At 69.2% G+C, this 15,058-nt stretch carries 14 protein-coding genes; 7 read left to right on the top strand and 7 right to left on the bottom strand.

The window, feature by feature from the left end; genetic code table 11:
* Positions 1-99: 99 nt before the first annotated feature.
* Positions 100-1,788 (top strand): ABC-F family ATP-binding cassette domain-containing protein, encoded by a 1,689-nt coding sequence (locus tag CF8_RS03470; protein WP_036490079.1) that lies wholly within the window; start codon positions 100-102, stop codon positions 1,786-1,788.
* Between the two features lie 3 nt (positions 1,789-1,791).
* Here CF8_RS03470 and CF8_RS03475 read toward each other — a convergent pair whose 3' ends face one another.
* Entirely contained in the window at positions 1,792-2,610 is an 819-nt protein-coding gene (locus CF8_RS03475) for a hypothetical protein (protein WP_156887134.1), read from the bottom strand.
* A gap of 295 nt (positions 2,611-2,905) precedes the next feature.
* Here CF8_RS03475 and CF8_RS03480 point away from each other — a divergent pair, with 295 nt between their 5' ends.
* Positions 2,906-3,133 (top strand): hypothetical protein, encoded by a 228-nt coding sequence (locus tag CF8_RS03480; protein WP_010831758.1) that lies wholly within the window; start codon positions 2,906-2,908, stop codon positions 3,131-3,133.
* Positions 3,130-3,408, top strand: a complete 279-nt coding sequence (locus tag CF8_RS03485; RefSeq protein ID WP_107705720.1) for a hypothetical protein — start codon at positions 3,130-3,132, stop codon at positions 3,406-3,408. The genes CF8_RS03480 and CF8_RS03485 overlap by 4 nt, the downstream gene beginning before the upstream one ends.
* 34 nt (positions 3,409-3,442) lie before the next feature.
* Here CF8_RS03485 and CF8_RS03490 read toward each other — a convergent pair whose 3' ends face one another.
* From CF8_RS03490 to CF8_RS03510, 5 genes are all read right to left on the bottom strand, one after another.
* Positions 3,443-4,594 carry an acyl-CoA dehydrogenase family protein gene (locus CF8_RS03490; protein ID WP_010831759.1) on the bottom strand — a complete coding sequence of 384 codons (1,152 nt, stop codon included), beginning with the start codon at positions 4,592-4,594 and terminating at the stop codon, positions 3,443-3,445.
* Positions 4,594-5,733 carry an acyl-CoA dehydrogenase family protein gene (locus CF8_RS03495; RefSeq protein WP_010831760.1) on the bottom strand — a complete coding sequence of 380 codons (1,140 nt, stop codon included), beginning with the start codon at positions 5,731-5,733 and terminating at the stop codon, positions 4,594-4,596. Before CF8_RS03495 ends, CF8_RS03490 begins: the two co-directional genes overlap by 1 nt.
* A gap of 1 nt (position 5,734) precedes the next feature.
* Positions 5,735-6,886 (bottom strand): acyl-CoA dehydrogenase family protein, encoded by a 1,152-nt coding sequence (locus tag CF8_RS03500; protein ID WP_010831761.1) that lies wholly within the window; start codon positions 6,884-6,886, stop codon positions 5,735-5,737.
* A 69-nt stretch (positions 6,887-6,955) separates the two neighbouring features.
* A complete protein-coding gene (locus CF8_RS03505; protein ID WP_010831762.1) occupies positions 6,956-8,113 on the bottom strand; it encodes a S1C family serine protease in 1,158 nt (385 codons plus the stop codon).
* Between the two features lie 136 nt (positions 8,114-8,249).
* Positions 8,250-9,560, bottom strand: coding sequence for a citrate synthase (locus tag CF8_RS03510; protein WP_010831763.1), 1,311 nt, complete (start codon positions 9,558-9,560; stop codon positions 8,250-8,252).
* Between the two features lie 260 nt (positions 9,561-9,820).
* Between CF8_RS03510 and rplM the strand changes: the two genes are divergently transcribed.
* The 3 genes from rplM to glmM are packed head-to-tail and all read left to right on the top strand — an operon-like array spanning position 9,821 to position 12,144.
* Complete coding sequence (gene rplM / locus CF8_RS03515) at positions 9,821-10,261, top strand: 50S ribosomal protein L13 (protein ID WP_010831764.1); 441 nt, start codon at positions 9,821-9,823, stop codon at positions 10,259-10,261.
* 17 nt (positions 10,262-10,278) lie between these two features.
* Positions 10,279-10,788, top strand: a complete 510-nt coding sequence (gene rpsI, locus CF8_RS03520) for a 30S ribosomal protein S9 (protein WP_010831765.1) — start codon at positions 10,279-10,281, stop codon at positions 10,786-10,788.
* A 9-nt stretch (positions 10,789-10,797) separates the two neighbouring features.
* Complete coding sequence (gene glmM, locus CF8_RS03525) at positions 10,798-12,144, top strand: phosphoglucosamine mutase (protein WP_010831766.1); 1,347 nt, start codon at positions 10,798-10,800, stop codon at positions 12,142-12,144.
* 6 nt (positions 12,145-12,150) lie between these two features.
* On the opposite strand, the gene coaA is transcribed toward glmM, so the two are convergent.
* On the bottom strand, positions 12,151-13,119 hold the full coding sequence (gene coaA, locus CF8_RS03530) for a type I pantothenate kinase (RefSeq protein ID WP_036490081.1): 969 nt from the start codon (positions 13,117-13,119) through the stop codon (positions 12,151-12,153).
* Between the two features lie 64 nt (positions 13,120-13,183).
* Between coaA and glmS the strand changes: the two genes are divergently transcribed.
* Positions 13,184-15,040 carry a glutamine--fructose-6-phosphate transaminase (isomerizing) gene (gene glmS, locus CF8_RS03535; RefSeq protein ID WP_010831768.1) on the top strand — a complete coding sequence of 619 codons (1,857 nt, stop codon included), beginning with the start codon at positions 13,184-13,186 and terminating at the stop codon, positions 15,038-15,040.
* The last annotated feature ends 18 nt before the right edge of the window (positions 15,041-15,058 follow it).

Genomic DNA, 15,058 nt, shown 5'->3' on the forward strand with positions numbered 1-15,058 from the left:
CGGTGGTGGAGGGGTCGTGCTCGAGCGTGGCGGTGCCCATCGTTGCAGGCGCGGAAAGGCATTCGCCTGGATCGGCCGCAGCGGGGATGATGACTCGTTGTGGGTCACGTGGATGTCGCCGGAGTGCGCTATGAACTGCCAGACGGTCGGGTGCTGCTCGACGACGTCGGCTTCCGGGTCGGCGACGGCGCCAAGGTCGCGCTCGTCGGCGCCAACGGGGCGGGCAAGACGACGCTGCTGCGGATCATCACCGGCGACCTCGCCCCGCACGCCGGCGCGGTGACGCGCAGCGGCGGGCTGGGCGTGATGCGCCAGTTCGTCGGGCACGGCGGCGGTGACGAGACCGTCGCCGACCTGCTGCTCAGCGTGGCGCCGGAGGCGGTGCGCGCGGCGGCCGCCAGGGTCGACGCCTGCGAGCTGGTCCTGATGGAGACTGACGACGAGAAGGCGCAGATGGCCTATGCCGTCGCGCTCTCCGACTATGCCGACGCCGGTGGTTACGACGTCGAGGTCACCTGGGACGTCTGCACCACCGCCGCGATGGCGATGCCGTTCGACCGCGCGAAGCACCGGCTGCTGACCACCCTGTCCGGCGGCGAGCAGAAGCGGCTGGTGCTCGAATACCTCCTGCGCGGGCCCGACCAGGTGCTGCTGCTCGACGAGCCCGACAACTACCTCGACGTTCCCGGGAAGATCTGGCTCGAGGAGCGCATCCGCGAGTCGGCCAAGACGATCCTGTTCATCAGCCACGACCGCGAGCTGCTCAACAACACCGCGACGCGCATCGTCACCGTCGAGCTCGGCAGCGCGGGCAACCGCGTCTGGACCCACCCCGGCAACTTCGCCAGCTACCACGAGGCCCGCACCGACAGGTTCGCGCGCTTCGAGGAACTGCGCCGCCGCTGGGACGAGGAGCACGCCAAGCTCAAGGCGCTGGTGCTGCGGCTCAAGATCAAGGCGGAGTACAACGACGGCATGTCCTCGCAATATCGCGCGTCCCAGACCCGGCTGCGCAAGTTCGAGGAGGCCGGCCCGCCGACCGAGCAGCCACGCGAGCAGCAGGTCACGATGCGACTGCGCGGCGGTCGCACCGGCAAGCGCGCGGTCGTCTGCGAGGGCCTCGAGCTCACCGGACTGATGAAGCCCTTCGACCTCGAGGTCTGGTACGGCGAACGCGTGGCCGTCCTCGGCAGCAACGGGTCCGGCAAGTCCCACTTCCTGCGGCTGCTGGCCGCCGGCGGCACCGACCCCGACGTGGAGCACCGGCCTGTCGGCGACCCGCCCAGCGCCGTACCCCACACGGGGAAGGCGAAGCTCGGCGCGCGCGTGCGCCCGGGCTGGTTCGTCCAGACCCACGAGCACCCCGAGCTGGTGGGACGCACCCTGCTGGAGATCCTGCACCGCGGCGACGGCTCGCCCGGTGGCCGCGCGGGCATGGGGCGCGAAGCGGCTGCCCGCGTGCTCGACCGCTACGAGCTCGCGCACGCAGGTGAGCAGGGCTTCGAGTCCCTCAGCGGCGGCCAGCAGGCGCGCTTCCAGATCCTGCTGCTCGAGCTGTCCGGGGCCACGCTGCTGCTGCTGGACGAGCCGACCGACAACCTCGACGTGCAGAGCGCCGAGGCGCTCGAGGCCGGGCTCGAGGCGTTCGACGGCACGGTGCTCGCGGTGACCCACGACCGCTGGTTCGCCCGCGGCTTCGACCGGTTCCTGGTCTACGGCCAGGACGGCGAGGTCTACGAGTCCGACGGTCCGGTCTGGGACGAGGGGCGAGTGGTGCGGTCGCGCTAGGACTCAGCTCGCTTCTCTTTCTCGGCCAGCTTCCAAGGCCTTCAGCAGACCGAGCGCGACTGACTCATTGACGTCGCACCCCTCGAGGTCAGACGTCACCAACCGCGCGGCATCCATGTCGGGCGAGACGAGGAAGACGTTCGGGGAGATCGGATAGGGCTCCTCGCTCCAAGTCTTGTGAGCCAACCATGCCATCGTGAGTGCGGTGTGGATGGCCTCCTCATCCACCGGCACGTGCACCCAGAGCTCGAACTTGGTCGGAACCGCTACCAGGACTCCGTGGATCGGGAAGCCGGTGCCCAGGACGCGTCGCAGTAGCTCCGGCAGCACTGTCACCCGCGCTGCGCCGTAAGCGTCGGGACTGTCGAGGAACTCGACCCATGAGCCCCCCACGCGTGGATCGACTCGGCGTCGGGTGTGACGTGGCAGGGGTAGTCCCGCAAGGTTGCTGAGGGCTGCGTCGTAAGCCTTGTCCCGGTCGCCGATGAGGGCGAGCTCGCCGAACTCATGGCTTGCCCCTTTGCCCTGCGCTGCCAGCACGGCGAAGAGCCCGGGCAGTGGCTCGAGTGCGTCGTAGGTGAGGAGTCGATCTGCTCGCTCCTTGGGCCACAGCTTCACCCGGAGGTCGGCGGGCGCCGGAGGCTGGTCCGGCCGTATGGCGATGAGGGTTGACAACTGGTCCCGAACGGCGCGTGGCCATCGCTTGCGCGGCATCAGGCTCAGCGTGCGCGCGAGGTTGTCGAGCCCCAGTTCGCGACCGTCCGTGAGCGTGAGCGCGACGCTGTCCAGCACGCTCGAGCTGTGGCCGAGGTCGGTGAGCACGCGTTGGGCCTCGCCGATCAGCCAGCGGGTGTCAGCGGCGCTGAGGCCGGGGAACTTCGGTTCGTGTGGCTGTGTCATGAACCGATCGAAGCAAAATCGAGGACGCGGCGTCGTCCGTCATCCACAGGCTGCTGATCATGGGCCACTTTCCGTCCACACCCCTTCCGAGGTTTGAGTTCTCCCCAGAAAATGGCGGCGTCGTCGGGAGTGTCCGTGCGCGCTCCTAGCGTTGCGGCATGACTTCGACGATGGTGGCGTTGATCCGCCCGAAGGTACAAGTTATCTTGGAAAGGCGATGAGCCTGCTGTTCATTGCTCAGTCGGCGCTCAAGCACGGAATGAGCGAAGAGGAGATTCTTCATGCGTACCACCACCCGATCCGGGCTTGGGATCTCGGCGATGGGTTCACCATGGTCCTCGGACCGAACCACGCCGGGATTCTCTTTGAAGTCGGTTATGTCGATGGCGGGGAGGCCTTCGTCATCGTTCACGCCATGAGGGCCCGCGAGAAGTTCCTGAGGTGACGAAGATGCCGCGCACAGTTGACGAGATTCTGAAACACGCCGAAGAGCTCACGCTTCGGTTCGAGTCCTATGAGCCAGATCCCGAACACGAACTCGATGCCAGCGCTGTGGTCGTGCTGCGAGATGCCGTCGTCGAACGTTCCGAGGCGGAGCGCCATCTAGTTGAGGCGGTGCGCATCGCACGCGAGGCCGGGATGACCTGGTCTGTGATCGGGTCGCTGGTCGGCACCAGCGGTGAGGCTGCGCGGCAGCGATACGGCAACAAGGTCGCGTGACAGGCGTGATCGCGGCATTGCTGGTCCAGTGCACTCATACGAACGCGCTGATGCCCGTCTCGGCGCGCCCGATCAGCAGCTTCTGGATCTGGCTGGTGCCTTCGTAGAGCGTCATCACCCGGGCGTCGCGGAGGTACTTCGCGGCGGGGTACTCGTCGACGTAGCCCGAACCGCCGTGGATCTGGATGGCGAGGTTGGCCGCCCGGACCGCGGCCTCGGAGGCGAAGAGCTTGGCCTTGGACGCGGCCGTGCCGAAGGGCTCGCCGCGATCGACGAGGTCGGCGCAGCGCCACACGAGCAAGCGCGCGGCGTCGGCGTCGAGGGAGATGTCGGCGATCATGTCCTGCACCAGCTGGAAGGCCGCGATCGGCTTGCCGAACTGGGTGCGGGTGGTGGCGTAGTCCACCGACGTCTCCAGGCAGCCCTGGACGATGCCGACGCACCCCGCGGCGACGGCGAGCCGGCCCTTGTCGAGGGTGCTCATCGCGATCTTGAAACCACGGCCCACCTCGCCCACCACGGCCGAGGCCGGGACCCGCACGTCGGTGAGGAAGAGCTCGGCGGTCGCCTGGCCGCGCAGGCCGAGCTTGCCCTTGATCTCGCGGGCCTCGAACCCGGGAGTGTCGGTGGGCACGAGGAAGGCGGTAACCCCGCGGGGACCGTCGTCGCTGGTGCGGGCGAAGATCAGCGCCACGTCGGCCCAGGTGCCGTTGGTGATGAAGAGCTTCTGCCCGTTGAGCACCCAGTCGTCGCCGTCGCGCGTCGCGCGCGACGTCAGGTTGCCGGCGTCGGAGCCGGTGTCGGGCTCGGTCAGGCCGAAGCAGCCGAGCTTGCTGGCGGTCGCGAGCTGGGGGAGCCACTCCTGCTTCTGCTCCTCGGAGCCGAAGAAGAGGATCGACTTGCCGACCAGCCCGCTGCTCACCGACACGATCCCGCGCAGCGCCGAGTCGGCCCGGCCGAGCTCCTCCATGGCGAGCGCGTAGGTGACGTAGTCGCCCCCGAGACCGCCGTACTCCTCGGGGATGGTCAGGCCGAAGAACCCGATCTCGGCCATCTTGGGCACGATGGCCAGGTCGACGGCCTCGTCGCGGTCCCACTGGGTGCGGTGGGGGACCGCCTCGCGGTCGAGGAAGCTGCGGGCGAGGTCGCGGAAGGCTTGTTGCTCCGGGGACAGGGAGAGGTCCATCAGGCCAGCGCCTCGACCTCGCCGTGGTCGGAGACCCTGTCGGCGAGCCGCGTGAGGTGGTGATGGGCGCCGCCCAGCCACATCTCGAGCACGGCGAGGTGTGCGGTCCCGACGCCGACGGAGTATTCGGCCGTCATCGCGATCCCGCCGTGGAGCTGGATGGCCTCCTGGCCGATGTGGCGGCTGGCGCGTGCGACCTGGAGGCCGACGCGATCGGCCGCGTCGGCGATGTCCTCCTGGCTCCCGGCCGCGACCACCATCGTCGCCCAGTCGACGAGGCTGTGGGCGAGCTCGAGCTCGACGTACATGTCGGCCGCCCGGAAGGTCAGCGCCTGGAAGGTGTTGAGGGTGACGCCGAACTGCTTGCGGCTCTTGAGGTAGGCGTTGGTCGCCGCGACCTGGGCCTGCATCACGCCGAGCGCCTGGTTGGCGCCCATGATCCGGGTGATGTCGCTGATGGTCGCGATGGTCGCCGTGAGGTCGCGCCCCGGCTCGCCCAGGGGAATCGCCGGAGTCTCGGACAGCTCGACGCGGGCCGCGCGGCTGCCGTCGAAGACGGCGTGGTCGGCCCGCGTGGCCGCCGACCCCTCGACCACGAACAGGCCCGTGCCGCCGTCGGGAAGGGACGCGTTCACCACGAGGTGGTCGGCCCGTGCGCCGTTGGGCACCGGGTCGCGCACCCCGGTCAGGGTCCAGGTGTCGCCGTCCCGGGCGGCCGTGACTCCTTCCGCTTCGGAGCTCCAGCGCCCACCGGGGGAGGTGTCGGCGGCAGCGAGCACGATCTCGCCCGCCGCGAGCCGGCCCAGCAGGTCGGCGCGCTGCTCGGGCGAACCGGCCGCCGCGACCAGGCCGCCGGCGTGCACGACCGAGGCCAGGAACGGCTCGGGTGCGAGCACCCGGCCGAGCTCCTGGCAGACGATCCCGATCTCCACCGGGCCCGCGCCGACACCGCCGTCGTCCTCGCTGAAGGGCAGCCCGAGCACGCCCATCTCCGCGAGCCGGGCCCACTGCCCCTCGTCGAAACCCGGAGCCTCGGCCACCGCCCGGCGCCGGTTCTCGAACTCGCCGTACGCCTTGGTCGTGAGCCCGCGGACGGCCTCGCGCAGCGCCTTCTGCTCGTCGTCATACGTGAAGTCCATGTCAGAGTCCCAAGATCGTGCGGGCGATGATCTGGCGCTGGATCTCGTTGGACCCGCCGTAGATCGAGGCCTTGCGGAGGTTGAGGTAGGTCGGGGCGGAGCGTCTCGCCCAGCCGGGCACGGGCGAGTCGTCATCGGCGCCGGACGCCAGCGCCCCCGGGCCGGCGAGGTCGAGCGCGAGCTCGCTGACCGCCTGCTGCAGCACGGTGCCCTTGAGCTTGAGCACGGACGAGGCGGGGTGGGGAGCTCCGTCGGTGGAGTGGGCCACGACGCGCAGCGCCGTCAGCTCGAGGGCCAGCAGCTCGTTCTCGAGCTGAGCCACCCGGGCCCGGGTGAGCGGGTCGTCGAGCAGGTCGCCGGCGTTCTCCTTGAGCGTCGCCAGTGCACGCTTGGTCGCACCGACCGGGGCGACGCCGACGCGCTCGTTGCCGAGCAGGAACTTCGCGATCGTCCAGCCGCCGTTGAGGTCTCCGACCAGCAGGTCGCCGGGGACGCGCACGTCGCTGAACCAGACCTCGTTGACCTCGTGGCCGCCGTCGATCATCTCGATCGGACGGACCTCGACCCCGTCCAGCGTCATGTCGATCAGCAGCATCGAGATGCCCGCCTGCTTCTTCACGTCGGGATCGGTCCGGACGAGGGTGAAGATCCAGTCGCCGTACTGCCCCAACGTGGTCCAGGTCTTCTGCCCGTTGACGATCCAGTCGTCGCCGTCGCGCACCGCGGTGGTGCGCAGGCTGGCGAGGTCGGAGCCGGCGTCGGGCTCCGAGAAGCCCTGCGACCACCAGATGTCGAGGTTGGCCGTCTTGGGCAGGAAGCGCTCCTTCTGCTCCTGGCTGCCGAACTGCGCGAGCACCGGGCCGATCATCGAGGCGTTGAACGCCAGCGGAGTCGGGACCCCGGCGCGTTGCATCTCCTCGTGCCACAGGTGTCGCTGCAGGGTGGTCCAGTCCTTGCCGCCCCACTCCACCGGCCAGTGCGGGACGGCGAGGCCGGCGGCGTTGAGCGCCTGCTGGCTGGCCACGATCTGCTCGCGGGTCAGGTGGCGTCCCGCGAGGACGGTGTCGCGGATGTCCTGGGGGAACTCGGTGGTGAAGAACGTCCGCATCTCGTCACGGAATGCTGCGTCCTCGGCGGACAGTTCCAGCTGCATGCTGCTCCTCGGCGTCGGGTCCCGGCGGGGGACCGCCCCATCATGTCCCGGCGCGCAAGGCTGCGACAGTCACTCGCCGTCGGAGTCCAGCACCAGTTCTGCGCTCTGCTCCTCCTCGCCGCGCAGCCAGCTGACCTCGACGGTGTCACCGGGGCGGTAGGACCGGATGGTTGCGACGAGTGAGTTGGCGTCGGTGATGCGGGTGTCGTCGATCCCGGTGATGACGTCGCCGCTCTCGAGGCCGGCCTCGTCGGCCGTCGACTCCGCGGTCACCTCGCGCACGATCGCGCCCTCGGCGCTGTCGGCGGTCGGGTTGCCGACCTGGATCCCGAGGCGGGCATGGGTCGGCGTCTCGCCGGCGCTCATCTGGTCGACGATCGGCATCACCTCGTCGATGGGGATGGCGAAGCCGAGGCCGATCGAGCCGGAGGCCGACTGCTCCCCGAAGCCCGACTGGGACGCCGCCGTACGGATGGAGGAGTTGATGCCCACCACGGCTCCCGTCATGTCGACCAGCGGACCACCGCTGTTGCCCGGGTTGATCGCCGCGTCCGTCTGGATCGCGGGGTACGTCGTGGAGTTGCCGCCCCCGTCGGAGCCGGCGTTGACCGGGCGGTCCAGCGCGCTGACGATCCCGCTGGTGACCGTGGCGTCGAGGCCGAACGGCGAGCCCACGGCCACGACCTCCTGGCCGACGGCGAGGTTGGCCGACTTGCCGATGGTCGCAGCGGTCAGGTCGTCGACCCCCTCAGCCTTGATCACCGCGGTGTCGGTCAGCGGGTCGGCGCCGAGGACGGTCGCATCGGCCGTGCTGCCGTCGGCGAAGTCGACGGTGATCCGACCGCTCTCGCCGGCGACGGCGATCACGTGGTTGTTCGTGAGGATGGTGCCGTCGGAGGTGAGGATGATGCCCGACCCGGAGCCCGACCCCTCCTGCCCGACGACGTCGATCTTGACGACGCTGGGCAGCACGTCGGCGGCGACCTGCTCGACGGAGCCGTCGGCTGCCGGCGCCTCGGCCTGCGCGACCGGGGACGCGCTCTCGGAGGGCTGGGACGCCGTCTGGCTCCGGGTGTCGTCGTGCGTCGCGTCCCACGCGGCCGCGCCCCCGAGCCCGGCGCCGCCGCCGACGACCAGCGAGGTCGCGACCACCGCCGCCGCGAGTCCGGCTCGGCGCTTCTTGGGCTGGACGGGTGCAGGACCGTAGGAGTAGGTGTCATCGCTCATGGCACCGACAGTGCCCGGCGAGGCTGTGAGCCGCCTGAGCGGACCTGAAGGGAAGATGAAGAAGTGTGAGGCGCCGTACGAACGACAACGGCCCGCATCCCTGCTCGAGGGGTGCGGGCCGCCGTTCGTCAGTGTGTCAGGCCCAGCGCTCGGACGCAGGCACGAAGGTGAGCTGGCGCTCGCCGGTGTAGATCTGCTTGGGGCGCGCGATCTTCTGGTCCTTGTCCTGGATCAGCTCGGACCACTGCGCGAGCCAGCCGGGCGTGCGGCCGATCGCGAAGAGGACCGTGAACATCTCCGGCGGGAACTGGAACGCCTCGTAGATGAGGCCGGAGTAGAAGTCGACGTTGGGGTAGAGCTTGCGCGAGATGAAGTACTCGTCCTCGAGGGCGATCTTCTCCAGCTCCTTGGCGATCTCGAGGAGCGGGTTGACCCCGGTGACCTCGAAGACGTCGTCGCAGGCCTTCTTGATGATCGTCGCGCGCGGGTCGAAGTTCTTGTAGACCCGGTGCCCGAAGCCCATCAGCTTCTCGTTGCCGTTCTTCACGCCCTCGATGAAGGAGGGGATGTTCTCCTTGGTGCCGATGCGCTTGAGCATGCGCAGCACCGCCTCGTTGGCACCGCCGTGCAGCGGGCCGAAGAGGGCACCGACGCCGGCCGAGACCGCGGAGTAGGGGTCGACCTGGCTGGAGCCGACCGAGCGGACCGCGTTGGTCGAGCAGTTCTGCTCGTGGTCGGCGTGCAGGATGAACAGCACGTCGAGGGCCTTGACCAGGCGCGGGTCGGCCTCGAACTTCTGCTCGCTCATCTTGAACAGCATCGACAAGAAGTTGGCGGTGTAGCCGAGGTCGTTGTCGGGGTAGATGAACGGCTTGCCCTGCGCGTGCCGGAAGGACCAGGCGCCCAGGGTCGGCATCTTCGCGATCATCCGCACCATCTGGATGTGCCGGTTGTCGGCGTCGCTGATGTTGCGGGCATCGGGGTAGAACGTCGACAGCGCACCCACGGAGGCCATCAGCATGCCCATCGGGTGGGCGTCGTAGCGGAAGCCCTCCATGAAGGACTTCACGTTCTCGTGCACGAACGTGTGGTAGGTGATCTCGTGCACCCAGGCGTCGAACTCGGCCTTGGTGGGCAGCTCACCGTGGATGAGGAGATAGGCCACCTCGAGGAACGAGGACGACTCGGCGAGCTGCTCGATCGGGTAGCCCCGGTATTCGAGGATGCCCTTGTCGCCGTCGATGAAGGTGACGGCGCTGCGGCACGAGGCGGTGTTGACGAACCCGGGGTCGTACGTCGCCAGGCCGGGCTCGCCCTCGGCGGTGCGGATCTGGCCGAGGTCCTTGGCGTTGATCGTCCCATCGGTGATGGGGATGTCGTACTCCTGGCCGGTGCGGTTGTCGCGAACGGTCAGGGAGTCCGTGGAGTTGGCCGCTACGTCGGTCACGTCGGCTCCTTGAGGCGGGATGTGAGATGTCCGTCCAACCTAGCGGCGACCCTCGCCGGGGCGCGAACTCGCCCCCATTTTGACCCCTCCTGCCCGCCCGCGTAATCTGGCTGGTCGCGACTCCTGCCGCGCCCAACTCCCTCTCCGGAGCGGTGCAGACCTGGATGCAATGAAGCCAGGCAGTGTTCGTCAGAAGTCGCGGTCACACCCCGGTTGGAACACCTTCCCGCCGGACCTACGAACGAGAACGGGATACAGCCGTGCGCACGTACAGCCCCAAGCCCGCTGACATCCAGCGAGAGTGGCTCATCATTGACGCCACCGATGTGGTCCTGGGACGCCTCGCCGTCCAGACCGCCAACCTTCTCCGCGGCAAGCACAAGCCGACCTTTGCTCCGCACATGGACATGGGCGACTTCGTGATCATCATCAACGCCGACAAGGTCGCCCTCTCGGGCAACAAGAAGGTCACCAAGCTTGCCTACCGCCACTCGGGTTACCCCGGTGGTCTCTCCTCGACGCCGTTCGGTGAGCTCCTCGAGAAGGACGCACGCAAGGCCATCGAGAAGGCTGTCTGGGGCATGCTCCCCAAGAACAAGCTCGGTCGCCAGGTCTTGAAGAAGCTCAAGGTCTACGGCGGTGAGCACCCGCACGCCGCGCAGCAGGCCATCCCGTTCGAGATCTCCCAGGTCTCCCAGTAAGCGCATAGGACTGAACCGTGACTGAGAACATCGAGAACACCGCAGAGGTCGAGGAGACCTTCGAGACCGACGCCGACGGCGTCGCCTACAGCTCCGAGAGCGCCCCGTCCGCTGACGCCCCGCTGCGTCCCGCGACGATCGCCCCGGGTGCCGCCACCGGCCGCCGCAAGGAAGCCGTTGCACGCGTCCGGATCGTCCCGGGCACCGGCGAGTGGACGGTCAACGGCCGCACGCTCGACAGCTACTTCCCCAACAAGCTGCACCAGCAGATCGTCAACGAGCCCTTCGTTGCGCTGCAGCTTGAGGGCCGCTTCGACGTCCTGGCCCGCATCCACGGCGGCGGCATCGCCGGTCAGGCCGGCGCCCTGCGTCTCGGCGTGGCCCGCTCGCTCAACGCCATCGACGTCGACGCCAACCGCGCCGAGCTCAAGAAGCTCGGGCTGCTCACGCGTGACGCCCGCGCCGTCGAGCGCAAGAAGGCCGGTCTCAAGAAGGCCCGCAAGGCCTCGCAGTTCAGCAAGCGCTGACCTGCCTGCATGACACGCCTTTTCGGCACGGACGGGGTCCGGGGTCTGGCAAACGCCGCACTGACGGCGGAGCTGGCCCTGGACCTTTCCGTTGCCGCGGCACATGTCCTGGCCGACCGCGGTGACTTCGCGGGGCATCGCCCCGTGGCCGTGGTGGGCCGGGACACCCGCATTTCCGGGCAGTTCCTCGAGGCCGCCGTCGTGGCGGGGCTCGCGTCGGCCGGTGTCGACGTGCTCCTCCTCGGCGTCCTGCCGACCCCCGGCGTCGCCCACCTGACCGGGGCGCTCGGCGCCGACCTGGGCGTCATGTTGTCGGCCTCGCACAACCCGATGCCGGACAACGGCATCAAGTTCCTCGCACGCGGTGGCCACAAGCTCGACGACTCCGTCGAGGTCGCCATCGAGCGGCGCATGCGTGAGGAGTGGAACCGGCCGACCGGCGGTGCCGTCGGTCGCGTGTCGCCGTACGCCGATGCGGTGCGCGACTATGCCGCCCACCTCGTCGCCTCGACGACCCTGCCCCTGGCCGGCCTCAAGGTCGTGCTGGACTGCGCCGAGGGAGCCGCCTTCGAGGCCGGTCCCCAGGCACTGCGTGACGCGGGCGCCGACGTGATCGCCATCCACGCCGAGCCCGACGGGCTCAACATCAACGACAACTGCGGCTCGACCCACCTGGAGTCGTTGCAGCGCGCCGTCCTCGAGCACGGCGCGGACGCCGGCTTCGGCCTCGACGGCGACTCCGACCGCTGCCTGGCGGTCGACCACGAGGGCAACATCGTCGACGGCGACCAGATCCTCGCCGTGCTCGCGCTCGCGCTGCGCGACCAGGGCAAGCTCGTCAAGGACACCGTCGTGGCCACCGTGATGAGCAACCTCGGCTTCGTCCGCGCGATGAAGGCGGCCGGGGTCGGCGTACGCCAGACCAAGGTCGGCGACCGCTACGTCCTCGAGGCGATGAAGGTTTCCGGCTACTCCCTCGGCGGCGAGCAGTCCGGGCACGTGATCCTCTCCGACTACGCCACGACCGGCGACGGCATCCTCACCGCCCTCAAGGTGCTCGAGCGGATGGCCGCGACCGGCCAGTCGCTCCAGGAGCTCGCCGGGGTCATGACCCGTCTGCCGCAGGTGCTCGTCAACGTCCCCGACGTCGACAAGGCCCGCGCCGACGAGGACGCCGTGCTGGCCGCGGCTGTCGCCGAGGAGGAGGCAGCGCTCGGTGAGACCGGGCGCATCCTGCTGCGCCCGTCGGGCACCGAGGCGCTCGTGCGCGTGATGGTCGAGGCGCCCACCGCCGAGATCGCCCACGACGTCGCCCACCGCCTCGCCGACGTCGTCAAGGCCCAGCTCACCCTCTGACTCCGCTCAGAGCTTGCGCAGCCGCACGTAGCGCACGGAGTGGTCGGCGTCCTTGCGCAGCACGAGAGTCGCCCGGCCGCGGGTGGGAGCGACGTTCTCGGTGAGGTTGGGGCCGTTGATGGTGTCCCAGATGTGCGTGGCCATCTCGACGGCCTGGTCGTGGGTGAGGCCGGCGTACTTCGAGAAGTAGGAGGCCGGGTCCATGAAGGCGGTCTCGCGCAGGCGCAGGAAGCGTTCGATGTACCACTTGCGGATGTCGGCGAGCGCGGCGTCGACGTAGACGGAGAAGTCGAAGAAGTCGCTGACCGCGAGGCCGGCGCGACCGTCGTCGCGCACGCGTGCGGGCTGCAGCACGTTGAGGCCCTCGATGATCACGATGTCGGGACGCTTGATGACGACCTTCTCGTCGTGCACGACGTCGTAGACGAGGTGGGAGTAGGTCGGCGCCTCCACCTCGTCGCGCCCGGACTTGATGTCGATGACGAACCGCAGCAGCGCCTTGCGGTCGTAGGACTCGGGGAAGCCCTTGCGGTGCAGGATGCCGCGTCGTTCGAGCTCGGCGTTGGGGTAGAGGAAGCCGTCGGTCGTCACCAGCGCGACGTTGGGGTGCTCGGGCCAGTGCGCCAGCATCTGCTGGAGGACGCGGGCGGTGGTCGACTTGCCGACCGCCACCGATCCGGCCAGGCCGATGACGAACGGCGTGCGCGGCGGCTGCTGGCGGTGCAGGAACTCCTCCTGCTCGCGGTGGAGCCGGCTCGCGGCCTCGACGTACTTCGAGAGCAGACGCGAGAGCGGGAGGTAGACCTGCTCGACCTCGCGGAGGTCGAGCTCGTCACCGAGGCCGCGCAGGTGTCGCACCTCGTCGGGCGTGAGGGGGCTCTTGGTCTCCCGGGCCAGCGCGGCCCATGCCCCCCGATCGAGCTCCACATAAGGGGAGGACTCGCTCGAGATGGCCAACCCTGTGGCGTCCGACATGTCGAGGATTGTTGCACCGGCAGCGTGTCCGGGCACCGGGGGCCGCCCGCGTAGACTCCGGCTCATGTGCGGAATCGTGGGTTACGTCGGGGAGAAGCAGGCGCAGGACGTCGTGATCGAGGGGCTGAGGCGACTCGAGTACCGCGGCTACGACTCCGCCGGGATCGCCCTGATCGACACCAGCTCGGGCGCCGGCACGATCGTCTCCGACAAGCGTGCGGGCAAGCTCGCCAACCTGGAGAAGGCGATCGGCGAGGCACCGCTTCCCGCCGCCACCACCGGCATCGGCCACACCCGCTGGGCGACCCACGGCGCCCCCAACGACGTCAACGCCCACCCGCACCTCGGCCAGGTGCGCCGGGTCGCCGTCGTGCACAACGGCATCCTCGAGAACTTCGCCCAGCTGCGGGCCGAGCTGGAGACGGCGGGCCACGAGCTGGTCTCCGAGACCGACACCGAGGTCGCCGCCCATCTGCTCGAGCTCGAGGTGCAGTCGGGCGCCGACCTGACCACCGCCATGCAGCGCGTGTGCCAGCGACTCGAGGGTGCCTTCACCCTGGTCGCGATCGACGGCGAGGACCCGTCGCGCGTCGTCGCCGCACGCCGCAACTCCCCGCTCGTCGTCGGCCTGGGTGAGGGCGAGAACTTCATCGGCTCCGACGTCGCCGCCTTCATCGAGCACACCCGCGAGGCGCTCGAGCTCGGCCAGGACGAGGTCGTGACCATCACCCGCGAGGGCGTCGAGGTCACCGGCTTCGACGGCAGCCCGGCCGAGGGCAAGCGCTACCACGTCGACTGGGACCTCTCGGCTGCCGAGAAGGACGGCTACGACTGGTTCATGCGCAAGGAGATCTTCGAGCAGCCGCGCGCGGTCGCCGACGCGCTGCTCGGTCGTCACGACGGCAACGGCAAGCTCCAGCTCGACGAGGTGCGGGTGTCCGAGGACGAGCTGCGCTCGATCGACAAGATCATCATCGTCGCCTGCGGCACCTCCAACTACGCCGGTCTGGTCGCGAAGTACGCCATCGAGCACTGGACCCGGATCCCCTGCGAGGTCGAGCTCTCCCACGAGTTCCGCTACCGCGACCCGATCCTGACCCGGGACACGCTGGTCGTCGCCATGAGCCAGTCGGGCGAGACCGCCGACACCTTGATGGCGATCCGCCACGCCCGCGAGCAGGGTTCGCGGGTGCTCGCGATCTGCAACACCAACGGCTCCACCATCCCGCGCGAGTCCGACGCGGTGATCTACACCCACGCCGGTCCCGAGATCGGCGTCGCCTCGACCAAGGGCTTCCTGACCCAGCTGATCGCCTGCTACCTCCTCGGCCTCTACCTCGCCCAGGTGCGCGGCACGAAGTTCGGCGACGAGATCTCCCAGGTCCTCGACGAGCTGGCCAAGATGCCCGAGCACGTCCAGACGGTGCTCGACCGGTCGCAGGCCATCTACGACCTCGCCGCCAAGCACGCCGAGACCAAGTCGGTGCTGTTCCTCGGTCGCCACGCAGGCTTCCCGATCGCGCTCGAGGGCGCGCTCAAGCTCAAGGAGCTCGCCTACATCCACGCCGAGGGCTTCGCGGCCGGCGAGCTCAAGCACGGCCCGATCGCGCTGATCGAGGACGGGCTGCCGGTCTTCTGCATCGTGCCGCCCGAGGGTCGTGACGAGCTGCATCAGAAGATGGTCAGCGCGATCCAGGAGATCCGCGCCCGTGGCGCCCACACCATCGTGCTGGTCGAGGAGGGCGACGAGTCCATCACGCCGTACGCCGATGAGCTGATCCGGCTGCCGCGGGTGCCCACCCTCCTGCAGCCCGTCGTGGCCGTCGTGCCGCTCCAGCTCTTCGCCTGCGAGCTCGCGACCCGCATGGGCCACGACGTCGACCAGCCGCGCAACCTCGCCAAGTCCGTCACGGTCGAATAGCCACCACCCCGGAAAGGA

Source organism: Nocardioides sp. CF8 (assembly GCF_000389985.1).
GTDB lineage: Bacteria > Actinomycetota > Actinomycetes > Propionibacteriales > Nocardioidaceae > Nocardioides > Nocardioides allogilvus.

Excerpts from the sequence above, each read along its gene's own strand:
- CF8_RS03480 (WP_010831758.1), top strand. The coding sequence starts at position 2,906 with ATGAGCCTGCTGTTCATTGCTCAGTCGGCGCTCAAGCACGGAATGAGC.
- CF8_RS03490 (WP_010831759.1), bottom strand. The coding sequence starts at position 4,594 with ATGGACCTCTCCCTGTCCCCGGAGCAACAAGCCTTCCGCGACCTCGCC.
- CF8_RS03495 (WP_010831760.1), bottom strand. The coding sequence starts at position 5,733 with ATGGACTTCACGTATGACGACGAGCAGAAGGCGCTGCGCGAGGCCGTC.
- CF8_RS03500 (WP_010831761.1), bottom strand. The coding sequence starts at position 6,886 with ATGCAGCTGGAACTGTCCGCCGAGGACGCAGCATTCCGTGACGAGATG.
- CF8_RS03505 (WP_010831762.1), bottom strand. The coding sequence starts at position 8,113 with ATGAGCGATGACACCTACTCCTACGGTCCTGCACCCGTCCAGCCCAAG.
- glmM (WP_010831766.1), top strand. The coding sequence starts at position 10,798 with ATGACACGCCTTTTCGGCACGGACGGGGTCCGGGGTCTGGCAAACGCC.
- coaA (WP_036490081.1), bottom strand. The coding sequence starts at position 13,119 with ATGTCGGACGCCACAGGGTTGGCCATCTCGAGCGAGTCCTCCCCTTAT.
- glmS (WP_010831768.1), top strand. The coding sequence starts at position 13,184 with ATGTGCGGAATCGTGGGTTACGTCGGGGAGAAGCAGGCGCAGGACGTC.